This window comes from Lacrimispora sphenoides, assembly GCF_900105215.1.
Lineage (GTDB): Bacteria > Bacillota > Clostridia > Lachnospirales > Lachnospiraceae > Lacrimispora > Lacrimispora sphenoides_A.
Genome location: NZ_FOIP01000001.1, coordinates 1,977,025 through 1,989,484 on the forward strand (window position 1 = coordinate 1,977,025; position 12,460 = coordinate 1,989,484).

At 45.5% G+C, this 12,460-nt stretch carries 10 protein-coding genes; 8 read left to right on the plus strand and 2 right to left on the minus strand.

Translation table 11 applies throughout. The features are described 5' to 3' along the window. Positions 1-14: 14 nt before the first annotated feature. The gene (gene lepB, locus BMW45_RS09075; RefSeq protein ID WP_025230150.1) at positions 15-581 is read right to left on the minus strand and encodes a signal peptidase I; all 567 of its coding nucleotides are present in this window, start codon (positions 579-581) and stop codon (positions 15-17) included. 178 nt (positions 582-759) lie between these two features. Between lepB and BMW45_RS09080 the strand changes: the two genes are divergently transcribed. The 3 genes from BMW45_RS09080 (at position 760) to BMW45_RS09090 (ending at position 5,156) form a co-directional block, all read left to right on the plus strand. Next, complete coding sequence (locus tag BMW45_RS09080; RefSeq protein ID WP_092242489.1) at positions 760-1,806, plus strand: DUF3810 domain-containing protein; 1,047 nt, start codon at positions 760-762, stop codon at positions 1,804-1,806. Between the two features lie 83 nt (positions 1,807-1,889). Then, positions 1,890-4,202 carry a 1,4-alpha-glucan branching protein GlgB gene (gene glgB, locus BMW45_RS09085; protein WP_092242491.1) on the plus strand — a complete coding sequence of 771 codons (2,313 nt, stop codon included), beginning with the start codon at positions 1,890-1,892 and terminating at the stop codon, positions 4,200-4,202. 42 nt (positions 4,203-4,244) lie between these two features. After that, positions 4,245-5,156 carry a mechanosensitive ion channel family protein gene (locus BMW45_RS09090; protein ID WP_092242494.1) on the plus strand — a complete coding sequence of 304 codons (912 nt, stop codon included), beginning with the start codon at positions 4,245-4,247 and terminating at the stop codon, positions 5,154-5,156. 127 nt (positions 5,157-5,283) lie between these two features. On the opposite strand, the gene BMW45_RS09095 is transcribed toward BMW45_RS09090, so the two are convergent. Beyond that, positions 5,284-6,036 (minus strand): SIMPL domain-containing protein, encoded by a 753-nt coding sequence (locus BMW45_RS09095; protein ID WP_092242496.1) that lies wholly within the window; start codon positions 6,034-6,036, stop codon positions 5,284-5,286. A gap of 469 nt (positions 6,037-6,505) precedes the next feature. Between BMW45_RS09095 and BMW45_RS09100 the strand changes: the two genes are divergently transcribed. The 5 genes from BMW45_RS09100 (at position 6,506) to BMW45_RS09120 (ending at position 12,398) form a co-directional block, all read left to right on the plus strand. Then, positions 6,506-7,903: an ABC transporter substrate-binding protein gene (locus tag BMW45_RS09100; protein ID WP_092242498.1), complete on the plus strand. Its 1,398-nt coding sequence runs from the start codon at positions 6,506-6,508 to the stop codon at positions 7,901-7,903. Positions 7,904-8,096: 193 nt separating this feature from the next. Continuing rightward, a complete protein-coding gene (locus tag BMW45_RS09105) occupies positions 8,097-8,939 on the plus strand; it encodes a carbohydrate ABC transporter permease (protein WP_092242501.1) in 843 nt (280 codons plus the stop codon). Then, the gene (locus BMW45_RS09110) at positions 8,939-9,808 is read left to right on the plus strand and encodes a carbohydrate ABC transporter permease (protein ID WP_092242504.1); all 870 of its coding nucleotides are present in this window, start codon (positions 8,939-8,941) and stop codon (positions 9,806-9,808) included. The genes BMW45_RS09105 and BMW45_RS09110 overlap by 1 nt, the downstream gene beginning before the upstream one ends. Positions 9,809-9,862: 54 nt before the next feature. After that, entirely contained in the window at positions 9,863-11,341 is a 1,479-nt protein-coding gene (gene malQ, locus BMW45_RS09115) for a 4-alpha-glucanotransferase (protein ID WP_092242507.1), read from the plus strand. 22 nt (positions 11,342-11,363) lie between these two features. Beyond that, complete coding sequence (locus tag BMW45_RS09120; RefSeq protein ID WP_092242510.1) at positions 11,364-12,398, plus strand: LacI family DNA-binding transcriptional regulator; 1,035 nt, start codon at positions 11,364-11,366, stop codon at positions 12,396-12,398. Positions 12,399-12,460 lie beyond the last annotated feature (62 nt).

Below are 12,460 nucleotides of genomic sequence, written 5' to 3' on the forward strand. Positions count from 1 at the left end.
GCCTGCGTTTTTACTTATTCAATATTTTTTATGGAAGGGAAATACCGGAACAGGACCTTTGCGATGATCTTGTCCTTTTCCACGAATTTATGTTTCCACCTTCTTGCATCTGCGGAGAAATTCCGGTTGTCTCCAAGCATGAAGTAACAGTCTTCCGGCACTTCATAATGAGCATCAGGCTCCGGTTCCATTGGCTCCGGAAGATAAGGCTCTTCAAGAGGCGTCTCGGAATTATTGATATAAACTTTTCCGTCCCGGATATCAATGATGTCGCCTGGAAGGCCGATGACACGTTTTACGTAATAGGTTTTTCCGGTAGGGTCATCAGGGAAATGGAAGATGGCGATATCTCCCCGCTTCGGATCGCCAAAATAATAGGACAGCCTGGAGCCAATGACCCGGTCTCCTGTCATAATGGTCTTTTCCATGGATCCGCTGGGTACCCTGCTGTTTGCGATGATGAAATTATTGAGCAAAAATGCAATGACAGCGGCGGTTATGATGATCTTGATCCAACTGATGATTTCTTCCCTCCAGCTGAACGGTTCCCGTTCTTTTGGCATGTTATCGTTCTTTTTCATATGATCTCTCTTCTTTTCCTTCATGATGGTTCCATTACAGAGTTTAAATGAGATTGATTTATAACGCAAGGGGTTTTACAAAATGGTAAGAAAATATTCACAAATACTCTATGGATTGTCCATAAAATCATGATAACATGATTCTAAGATAAAAAATTACACCAGGGGGAGCCGGATCATGGGAGGGAAATGCCGGAATCAGGATAGAACGCTTATTGCAGCTTCTGCGTTAATGTTTGCAGTTTCAACGCTGTTTCAGATACTGGCAAGAAAGGTTCCGGGATTTGGGGACTGGTATGCCAGGCGTGTTTACCGGTTTATGGTAGGAAGCATTGGAAGGCTGTCCGGGGTATTTCCCTTTGCCCTTGTGGAGGTTTGCACCTACCTGCTTATTTTGTACGCTGTTTTCTACGTCTTCGTCCACCGAAAGGAGAGGAAGAAGATTCTCATAAGAGCCGTGTTTCTCGTTACCGGCCTATTTTTACTGTTTACATTTAACTGTGGTATCAATTATTACCGGAAGCCGTTTTCCAGCTATTCAGGGCTGGATATGAGAAAGTCTTCCGTTGAGGAACTGGAACGTCTCTGCCGAGAGCTTACAGATGAAGTTAACCGTATGTGCGGAGATATAGCAAAAGATATAGACTTAAAAAGCCTGGAAAAGGAAAGCGTAAAAGCCATGAAAAGACTGGGAGAGGCTTATCCTGAGCTGGCAGGCTATTACCCGCCTCCCAAGCCCCTCCTATGGTCTTACTTCTTTTCCGTCCAGCAGCTTTGCGGCCAGTATTCCCCTTTTACTGTGGAGGCCACTTATAACCGGTCCATGCCGGATTACAACATTCCCCATACGGTCTGCCATGAGCTGTCCCACCTAAGAGGGTTCATGAGAGAAGATGAGGCCAACTTCATCGGCTATCTGGCCTGCATTGGATCTGAGGTTGATGCATTCCGCTACAGTGGGTACTTAACCGGCTGGGTTTACGCTACCAATGCCCTGGCAAAAGCAGACCTGGAAGCATACGCAGAAATCTGCGGACAGCTTAGTGAAAAGGCATGGGATGATTTAAGAAACAACAATGAATTCTGGGGGAAATACGAGGGAAAGACTGCCGAGGTTTCCAACCGGATGAATGATACTTATTTAAAGCTCAACAGCCAGACCGATGGTGTTAACAGCTATGGCAGAATGGTTGATTTAATGCTGGCTTATGCAAGGCTCAAATAAGCCCCAATTCCTGGCAGACTCTTGAAAATTACAAGACCTGGTGATAAAATATTTCCATAACGAGGGACCAGGAGGAGTCATGTATGGATGGTAAATTGTATGATTTGATGGATTGGGCCGGCATTGAAGAGATTGTATATTCAGAAGCAGCGAATCCCCACGAGATTCTGGGCCCGCACGTAACAGAGCAGGGGCTGCTTATCCAGGCATTTATTCCTACGGCTGAATCGGTGATCGTCCGGTTTAGGGAAAGCAGTAAGGAATACCCTATGGAGCTAGTGGATGAAGCCGGTTTTTTTGCGGCTCTTATACCACGCAAAATCACAGAAGCTTATACCCTGTTGGTTACTTACGATAATGGGACATCAGAAGAATGTTTGGATCCCTATTCCTTTTCAGCCTTTTATAAGTCGGAAGACATCAAAAAGTTTGAATCCGGAATTCACTACAGCATCTATGAAAAAATGGGGGCGCACCCCATGTCTGCAGGCGGAGCAGAAGGGGTATACTTTTCTGTGTGGGCTCCCTGTGCCATGCGTGTCAGCGTGGTTGGAGACTTTAACCTGTGGGATGGCAGGCGTCATCAGATGAGGAGGCTGGGTGATTCCGGCATTTTTGAATTGTTTATACCCGGCTTAAAGACAGGAGCGATATATAAGTATGAGATAAAGCATAAAAACGGGACACCCCAGCTCAAAAGCGATCCCTACGCCAATTACTGTGAGCTGCGCCCTGACAATGCTTCCGTGGTCTGGGATATTAACCAGTATTCCTGGAGTGATCAGGAATGGATGAAAAAGCGGGCAGCGTCTGATTCCAAACAAAGTCCCATGTCCATTTATGAGGTGCACTTAGGTTCCTGGCTCCGGAAGGAAGTGGAGCTTGATGAAAGCGGAGCTGCCATTGTTGGTTCCGAATTCTATCATTATCGTGAAATAGCAGAAAAGCTGGCGGAATATGTAAAGGATATGGGGTACACTCATGTGGAACTTCTTCCTATCATGGAACATCCCCTGGATGCCTCCTGGGGATATCAGGTGACCGGGTATTATGCGCCCACCAGCCGTTACGGAACGCCGGATGATTTTATGTATTTCATGGATTACATGCATAAGCAGGGCATCGGTGTGATTTTAGACTGGGTTCCGGCTCATTTCCCCAGAGACAGCTTTGGGCTTGCCAGCTTTGACGGAACCTGTGTTTATGAGCATAAGGACCCAAGACAAGGGGCGCATCCCCATTGGGGAACTTTGATTTATAATTACGGCAGGCCAGGCGTCAGCAACTTTCTTATCGCCAATGCTCTTTTCTGGGCGGACAAGTACCATGCGGATGGAATCCGTATGGATGCGGTGGCTTCCATGCTGTACTTAGATTACGGAAAAAACCCGGGGGAATGGATTCCCAATATTTACGGAGGCCATGAAAACCTGGAAGCTGTCGAGTTCCTGAAACATCTGAATTCCATATTTAAGGGCCGGAAAGATGGGGCGGCAATGATTGCGGAGGAATCCACGGCATGGCCCCGGATCACGGCTGATGTAAAGAGCGAAGGCCTGGGCTTTGACTATAAATGGAACATGGGCTGGATGAATGATTTCACCGGATATATGCAATATGATCCTTACTTCAGAAAACACCATTATGGAGAGATGACCTCCAGCATGCTTTATGCATACAGCGAAAATTTTATCCTTGTATTTTCCCACGATGAAGTGGTTCATGGAAAAGGTTCCATGTTGGGCAAGATGCCGGGAGAAACCCTGGAGGAAAAGGCGGCGAATTTAAAAGCTGCCTATGGTTTTATGATAGGACATCCCGGTAAAAAGCTTTTGTTCATGGGCCAGGATTTTGCACAGGTGAGTGAATGGAATGAAAATAAAAGTCTAGACTGGGAGATCCTAAAATATCCCCTTCATAAGCAGACGCAGGATTACGTAAAGGCTTTGAACCATCTTTATAAGAGCCAGCCGGCCCTGTACCAGATGGATTATGATCCGGACGGCTTTGAGTGGGTGGAATGCACGGATTCGAAAGACAGCATTGTATGCTTTTTAAGAAAGACAAAGAAAAAGGAGGAGACTCTTCTCTTCCTATGTAATTTTGATACAATGCACCACGAGAAATACCCGGTAGGGGTTCCCTTTGAGGGAATATATAAGGAAATATTAAACAGTGATGACAAGGCCTTCGGAGGACAGGGCCGGGTAAATCCAAGGGCAAAAACCTCTAAGAAAAAGGAGGCGGATGAAAGGCCGGATTCTATGGAAATAACCGTGGCTCCCTTAAGCATCATGGTCTTTACCTGTACCCCTGAAAAAAAGAAGCCTGCTTTGGCAGGGAAGAAGACCAGGAAGCCTGCATATACTGAAAAAGCAAAGGCTAAAAGAAAATAACTTAATTTATTCGTACATAATAAAGGATCAGGAGGTTATGAAATGATATTCTATATGGTTTCCAGTGTACTTCCGGGAGAGTCCCTGGCGGATTTACAGCAGGAGGTACAGGAAAACTTAAACCAGTTAAGGCCCAATGTCGTACTGGAAACCTTAAAGAGCTGGGCTCCGGGGCTGATTGCATTCGGGATAAAGCTTCTCATTGCTCTGTTGATTTTTTTCGTTGGCTCCAGGATCATTAAGTTCCTCAATCATATGCTGAACCGCTCTTTTAAGAGAGTGGATATGGAGGTAAGCTTAAGAAAGTTCCTGCTGTCCGTTTTAAACGCCACCATGTACTGTCTGCTTGCTTTTATCGTAGCAGGGCAGATAGGAGTGAATTCGGCTTCTATCGTGGCTTTGCTGGGGTCTGCAAGTATTGCTGTAGGTCTGGCAGTCCAGGGAAGCCTGGCTAATTTTGCAGGCGGTGTGCTGATCCTTCTTATGAAGCCGTTCCGTGTAGGGGATTATATCGTATCCAGGGATGGGGAAGGCACAGTCCATACCATTGGACTTGTGTACACGGTTTTAAACACAGGAGATAATAAGCAGGTGGTTATTCCCAACGGGACCCTGTCTAATTCTCCCCTTACCAATGTGACTGCCATGGATAAGAGGCGGCTGGATGTCCTGGTGGGGATCGGATATCATTCGGATTTAAAGAAAGCCAAGGAAGTTTTGGATAGAATTTTTCGTAATCAGAAGGGGATCTTAAAAGAGGAACCCATAGATATTTTCGTCAGCGATTTAACAGAAAATGCCGTTACCATCGGAGGGCGGGGCTGGACCTCCTTAGATGATTACTGGCCGGCCAGATGGGAAATCCTTGAAAAGGTAAAGCTTGAATTTGAAGCGGCAGGGATTGAGATTCCCTATAGCCGGATGGAAGTGCAGGTAGAAAACCGCCATTCCTGATAAAAAGGATAACCTCAAAATAATCCTTGAAAAACGTGAGGTGCACCGTATGCCAGATATTATTTTATCTGACATACGGTGCACTTTTTTTAGACTGTTCCGAAAGATTGGGACGCCTCTACTTTTTTTATTTTACCCGGTAGGTCACGGTTACCTGGGCTTCCACTCCGATCTGTCCTGGTTCCACAACCACGGATTTGGCTCCGGCTGCGGCATCTTCTTTTGCCGCAGATGTGGAGTAGCGGATATTCGGGTAGGTATTCATCTCTTCGATGTGAGCGATTCCATCCAGGGTGACTCCGCTGGCGGCAGCAATTGCCTCTGCTTTGACTTTAGCGGCTTCAACAGCCTTTTTAAGGGCATCCCTGTAGTTTTCATCGTATTTACTGGAAAGATAGTTTACGCTGTCAATGCAGTTAATGCCTGCTTCTACGCTGGAAGAAAGCATGGTACCCACCTGGTCAATGGGAAGGTCAGAAACGGTAATGCTTGTGCGCATCTGATATCCGGTGATCTGCTGGCCGGAATTATTCCAGTCATACATCGGCTCAAGGCCGTAGCTGGAGGTCTGAATGGATTTTTCATCAATTCCGGATTTCTTTAAAAATTCAATGACATTGCTTGTATCCCCGCTGTTTTTCTCCTGGCAGGCCTTGGGATCCGCGGCCTGAGAGAGCACTGCAAAATTGACCTGTGCCATATCGGGAACTACTTTTACTCCCTCTGTGCTACTTACCTGTATGGTATTGGTATCCTTATTGCTAATGGTAGTTACATTGGCTCCCGGTACGGAAGCGGTCCCTGTCTGGGCACATGCAGTCATGCTCAGCACGGCTGCGGCAATAAGAGCGGCAGCCAGCGGCTTATTCATTTTTCTCATAATTATTTCCTCCTTTTCATATTTTATATTCTACAGGAAAAATTTAGGAATTAGTATTTCTTTTCCCTTAACATTTAAGTCAAATTTCATAGGTTTTATTTACGAAAATCTGACTATGGAAAAAAGTGGGCATAAGGGATAAAAAACGATGGAAGAAAGCAAATTGTGTAGAGTAAATTGTGGAAATTGCCTAACAAAATAAATGAAAATGCAATGGTTTGACGAAAAAAGAAATTTTGGCTAAATCTATTGCATTTTTTTGTGCAATGTGTTATCTTATAGCCATAAGGTTATTGGAAACGTTACCGATATCGTTACCAAAAAGTTGGTATCCAATGATCAGGAAAGATAAAGCCTGGGAACAAGCAGGTGAAACAAGTTTCTGTATGGAAGGTATGCAGGAAAATATTGGGGGTTGAGTGGACGGATCCATCAACCGGAAGGTGCAAATGCACGGAAGGAGGATATTATGAAACTAAAAAAACTGGCAGTACTTACTCTGGCTGCGGCAATGGCAGCGGGAACACTGGTAGGCTGTGCTTCCAACAAGAAAACGGAGACATCAGGGGCAGAGCAGAACACTCAGGCAGCGGAAACCACTGCAGCAAAGGGTGATAATACGGCAGAGGCCAAAGGACAGATCTATTATCTGAATTTTAAGCCAGAAGTTGCAGACACATGGGTGGAGCTTGCCGGCAAGTATACAGAGGAAACCGGTATGCCTATGAAGGTGCAGACCGCGGCAGCAGGTACCTATGAGCAGACCTTAAAATCTGAGGTGGCTAAGAAGGAACCGCCTACACTGTTTCAGATCAACGGTCCTATTGGGTATAAGTCCTGGGCAAAATATTGCAGGGATTTAAAGGATTCCACAATCTACGGACATCTGGTTGATAAGGATATGGCTGTAAAGGACGGAGATGGAGTTTACGGCATTCCTTACGTAGTGGAAGGCTATGGAATTATTTATAATGATGCCATCATGAAGAAGTATTTTGCTCTTGACGGCGCAAAAGCAAAATCCATGGAAGAGATCAATACCTTTGATTCTCTCAAAGCAGTTGTAGAAGATATGCAGGCAAGAAAGGCAGACCTTGGAATCGAAGGCGTGTTTGCTTCCACTTCCTTTGCTCCTGGCGAAGACTGGAGATGGCAGACCCATCTGGCAAACCTTCCGGTTTATTATGAATATAAGGATGACAGCGTATCCGATAAAGATGCCCTTGACTTTAAGTATGCAGACAACTACAAAAACATTTTTGACTTATATATTCACAACTCCTGTACGGATCCCAAGATGGTAGGCGCAAAGACTGTTGAGGATTCCATGGCAGAATTTGCTCTTGGCAAGGTTGCCATGGTCCAGAACGGAAACTGGGGCTGGGGACAGGTGTCCGGCGTTGACGGAAACACAGTTAAGGAAGAAGATGTGAAATTCCTTCCTATCTACACCGGAGTAAACGGTGAGGAAAAGCAGGGACTTTGCATTGGAACAGAAAACTTCTTCTCCATTAACAGCCAGGCAAAAGAAGAGGATCAGCAGGCATCTCTTGACTTCCTGGAGTGGCTCTTCACTTCTGATACAGGTAAAGATTATGTAACCAACAAGCTGGGCTTTATCGCTCCTTTTGATACCTTTGCAGCAGATGAAAAACCAACCGATCCTCTGGCAAAAGAGATCGACCGCTATATGAACAACAAGGACTTATATTCTGTGTCCTGGAACTTTACCTCCTTCCCAAGCCAGACCTTTAAGGATAACTTCGGAGCATCCCTTCTTGAGTACGCTCAGGGCGGCAAAGACTGGAAAGCAGTAGTCGATGACATGAAGGCCGATTGGGCAAATGAAAAAGCTATGACAAAATAAGAATATAAAGTAGTTTTAAGGGAAATGGGTGAGCGCGGGGGAGATGCCTCACCCATTTTCATACAAGAAATCGATCAGCCTCAGCTCATCGAGGAGTTTTATAGAATACCCTACGGGTATACCTATGAGCCCGATAAAGAGTGGCGGGCCCTGTCCCAAAAGCATGGACAGTAAAAAAGAAAGGAGAACTGCTATGCAAAAGTCAATGAAACGGTACTTTCCAATATTTGTTCTGCCAACACTGGCTGCATTTACCGTTGCATTCCTGTACCCGTTTATCATAGGTATTTATTTATCCTTTACGGAATTCACCACAGTAAAGGATGCCTCATGGGTAGGGATTTCAAATTATAAAAAGATATTTATGGACCGGAATTTTATCAATGCACTGATATTTACCGTGAAGTTTACCATTGTGTCGGTAGTGAGCATCAATACCCTGGGGTTTTTACTGGCCTATGTCCTCACAAGAGGAATTAAAGGGACCAACCTGTTCCGGACCGTATTTTTCATGCCAAACTTAATCGGCGGCATTGTGTTAGGTTATGTCTGGCAGCTTCTGTTAAACGGTATTCTTGCAAGATTTGGGGTTACCCTCTCTTTTAACGCCAAGTACGGCTTTTGGGGTCTGGTGATCCTGATGAACTGGCAGTTGATCGGATATATGATGATTATCTACATTGCCGGGCTTCAAAATGTTCCAGGAGAACTGATTGAGGCGGCAAGGATCGACGGAGCGACCGGATTCCAGATCTTAAAGCGCATCATGATCCCTATGGTTATGCCATCCTTTACCATCTGTTTGTTTCTGACCCTGACAAATTCCTTTAAGCTGTTTGACCAGAACCTTGCACTGACCGCAGGCGGACCGGGAAGGCAGACCAGCATGCTGGCCCTTGATATTTACAATACCTTTTACGGCAGAGTGGGCTGGGAAGGGGTGGGCCAGGCAAAGGCTACGGTGTTCTTTCTTATGGTTGCGGTCATATCCCTGACCCAGCTTACATTAACGCGTCGTAAGGAGGTGGAGAGCTGATGAGCAGAAAGAGAAGAAATATAGAAGCTCAGCAAATGGAAGTGGGAAAAACCACGGGAGCGTTTTTAACGGCTGTATTATCAGTCCTTTCCCTGACATTTTTATTTCCGATTGTCCTGGTTTTCATGAACTCCTTTAAGAGCAAGCTGTTTATCAGCGATGCGCCGTTTCAGCTTCCTAAGGCGGGAACCTATGTAGGGTTTACCAATTATGTGGAAGGCATACGGAAAACAGGGCTGTTCCCGGCTTTTGGCAGATCCTTGTTTATTACGGTAGCTTCTGTGGCAGCGATTATCCTGTTCACTTCCATGACAGCCTGGTTTTTAACCAGAGTGAAATCCGTATTTACGAACGTCTTATATTACGTTTTTGTATTTGCCATGATCGTACCGTTCCAGATGGTCATGTTCACCATGTCAAAGACAGCAAATGACTTGTATTTAAACTCCATGTACGGCCTTGTGCTTCTTTACCTGGGCTTTGGTGCCGGGCAGGCGGTATTTTTATTCTGCGGTTTTGTTAAGGCTATTCCCCTTGAAATCGAAGAAGCGGCTATGATCGACGGCTGTTCCCCCATTCAGACTTATTTTCATGTGGTATTCCCCATGTTAAGGCCTACGGCAGTGACCGTCGCCATCTTAAATGCCATGTGGATTTGGAACGATTATTTGCTTCCAAGCTTGATTCTTCCCCAGGAAAAAGGTACAATACCAATGGTTATTCAGAACTTAAAAGGCGGATATGGTTCCATTGATATGGGAGCCATGATGGCAATGCTGGTTCTGGCGATTTTACCTATCATTGTATTTTATTTAAGTTGTCAGAAATATATCATAAAGGGCGTAGCTGCAGGTGCGGTAAAAGGCTAGAAAGTCTGCGATTGGCTCATTGTTTGCAGTATTAACAGAAAAAGGAGACTGATTATGCGGGAATGTGGTATGTTGCTCCCAGTTGCAAGCCTTCCGTCAAAATACGGGATCGGGGCATTTTCAAAAGAGGCATATGAATTTATAGATTTATTAAAAAAAGCAGGTCAGCAGTACTGGCAGATACTCCCGCTGGGGCCCACCGGTTATGGGGACTCTCCTTACCAGTCATTCTCCGCATTTGCGGGAAATCCGTACTTTATTGATTTAGATGAACTGGCTGCAGAGGGACTGCTTACCATAGCGGAATGCGAAGCCGTGGACTTTGGAGATGATCCGAGAGATATTGACTATGAGAAAATGTATTATAACCGTTTTCCCTTGTTGAGAAAGGCTTATGGACGGTGGAAGGAGCAGGGACATACGCCAGATGAGCCTGAGAGACATCTTGGAGAGGAAACGGCCGGTTACTGCTTTTACATGGCGGTTAAGGATCATTTTAAAGGAAAGAGCTGGATCTCTTGGGATGAGGATATCCGTCTTAGAAAAGAAGAGGCAGTTTCCCGGTATGAAAAGGAACTGTCAGATGAGATTGGATTTTATGGCTTCCTTCAGATGAAATTTGAAGAACAGTGGAGCCGGTTAAAGTCCTATGCAGGAGAACAGGGGATCAGGATCATCGGTGACATCCCCATATATGTGGCATTTGACAGCGCGGATTCCTGGTTTCATCCGGAACTGTTCCAGTTTGATGAAACCTGCGAACCTGTTGCGGTAGCAGGCTGTCCGCCGGACGGATTTTCCGCCACTGGACAGTTATGGGGAAATCCCCTTTACCGCTGGGATTACCATGGAAAAACAGGTTACGAATGGTGGATGAAGCGAATGGAATACAGCTTCCGCCTTTACGATGTGGTGAGGGTAGATCATTTCCGTGGCTTTGATGAGTATTATTCCATTCCGGCGGGAAGTGAGAATGCCGTTCACGGTACCTGGGAAAAAGGGCCTGGAATTGATATTTTCAATAAGATGCGGGAACGATTTGGGACACTGGATATCATAGCGGAAGACCTTGGCTTTTTGACTCCATCGGTTTTAAAGCTTGTAAAGGATACGGGCTTCCCAGGTATGAAGGTTCTGGAGTTTGCGTTTGATTCCAGAGAAGAAAGCGATTATCTGCCTCATAACTACACACAGAACTGCGTGGTATATACGGGAACCCATGATAATAATACCATTAGGGGCTGGTATGAAGAATTGTCCCAGGAGGACCGTCAGCTTTCCATTGACTATATGAATAACGGAAGAACGCCGGGAGAAGAGATCCATTGGGATTTTGTCCGTCTGGCTCTGGCAAGTGTGGCCAAGCTGGCGGTGGTACCGGTGCAGGATTATCTGGGCCTTAGCGCGGAGGCCAGGATCAATGTGCCTTCCACCCTGGGGAAAAACTGGAGATGGCGTATGGTTTCTGGGGAAATAACAGAAGAGATTGTGGAAAAATGCAGAAAAATTGCCAGGCTATACGGCAGGGCATGAGGAAAGGAGATGAGTATTTCTGATGGACTCCATTAATATAAAGGATATAGCCAGATTGTGCGGGGTGGGGGTGAGTACCGTATCCCGGGCCATCAATAACCATCCGGATATCAATCCAGAGACAAAGAATATGATCATGCAGGTGATTAAGGAAAACAACTATATTCCCAATAACAGCGCGCGGAATTTAAAACGTACCGATTCCAGGGCCATCGCGGTGCTGATCAAAGGGATCGGCAATCCCTTTTTCAGCAAGATGATCCGTATCTTCGAGGAGGAGATCCAGAAAAAGAAATACTCATTCATCCTGCAGAGGGTCGATGAGCAGGAGGATGAGGTTGATGTGGCTTTGGAACTGATCAAGGAAAAGAAGCCAAGGGGAATCGTGTTCCTTGGAGGATACTTTTCCCACAGCAGAGAAGAGCTGGAACAGCTAACCGTTCCTTATGTGTTAAGTACCATCGGAATGACAGAGTACTTAGGTGAATCTCCTGATTTTTCCTGCGTATCCGTAGATGACTACGCGGAAAGCTACAAAATGACGGATTACTTATGTAAACTAGGACATGAAAAAATCCTTATCCTGACTGCTCCTTCTGATGATGAGAGCATCGGCCGCCTTCGTTTGGAAGGATACAAAAAGGCTCTTTTAGATAACGGCATCACCCCTTCCCCGTCTCTGATCATATTTTCAGAGGAATGCGAGGAATGCTATACCATGGAAAACGGGTACCGGATGATGAACCGTATTTTGAATGAAAAACCGGAATTTACCGCTGTTTATGCGATCTCAGACAGCATTGCCATCGGCGCCTGCAAAGCCATCTTTGAGCATGGCATGCGGATACCGGAAGATTATTGTATAGCCGGCTATGACGGCCTTGATATTGCCCGCTATTATAACCCGTCCATCACCACCATCCGCCAGCCGGTGGAAGAGATGGCAAAGGCTACTATAAAGATCTTATTCGATGTGATTAAGAACAAGGCAGAGCATCAGAAAAAGGTTTTTAAGGCCGAACTGGTAGAAGGAGAGTCTACAAGAAAAGTTAAATAATTTCCCATGTCAATAAGCAGTCCCTCTGGATCAAATGCAAGATTATGAGTAAATCTGTCAAT

Bases quoted from the DNA above. Each gene is read 5' to 3' on its own strand.
- BMW45_RS09105 (WP_092242501.1), top strand. From the start codon at position 8,097: ATGCAAAAGTCAATGAAACGGTACTTTCCAATATTTGTTCTGCCAACA.
- lepB (WP_025230150.1), bottom strand. From the start codon at position 581: ATGAAAAAGAACGATAACATGCCAAAAGAACGGGAACCGTTCAGCTGG.
- BMW45_RS09110 (WP_092242504.1), top strand. From the start codon at position 8,939: ATGAGCAGAAAGAGAAGAAATATAGAAGCTCAGCAAATGGAAGTGGGA.
- BMW45_RS09100 (WP_092242498.1), top strand. From the start codon at position 6,506: ATGAAACTAAAAAAACTGGCAGTACTTACTCTGGCTGCGGCAATGGCA.
- malQ (WP_092242507.1), top strand. From the start codon at position 9,863: ATGCGGGAATGTGGTATGTTGCTCCCAGTTGCAAGCCTTCCGTCAAAA.
- BMW45_RS09120 (WP_092242510.1), top strand. From the start codon at position 11,364: ATGGACTCCATTAATATAAAGGATATAGCCAGATTGTGCGGGGTGGGG.
- glgB (WP_092242491.1), top strand. From the start codon at position 1,890: ATGGATGGTAAATTGTATGATTTGATGGATTGGGCCGGCATTGAAGAG.
- BMW45_RS09095 (WP_092242496.1), bottom strand. From the start codon at position 6,036: ATGAGAAAAATGAATAAGCCGCTGGCTGCCGCTCTTATTGCCGCAGCC.
- BMW45_RS09080 (WP_092242489.1), top strand. From the start codon at position 760: ATGGGAGGGAAATGCCGGAATCAGGATAGAACGCTTATTGCAGCTTCT.
- BMW45_RS09090 (WP_092242494.1), top strand. From the start codon at position 4,245: ATGATATTCTATATGGTTTCCAGTGTACTTCCGGGAGAGTCCCTGGCG.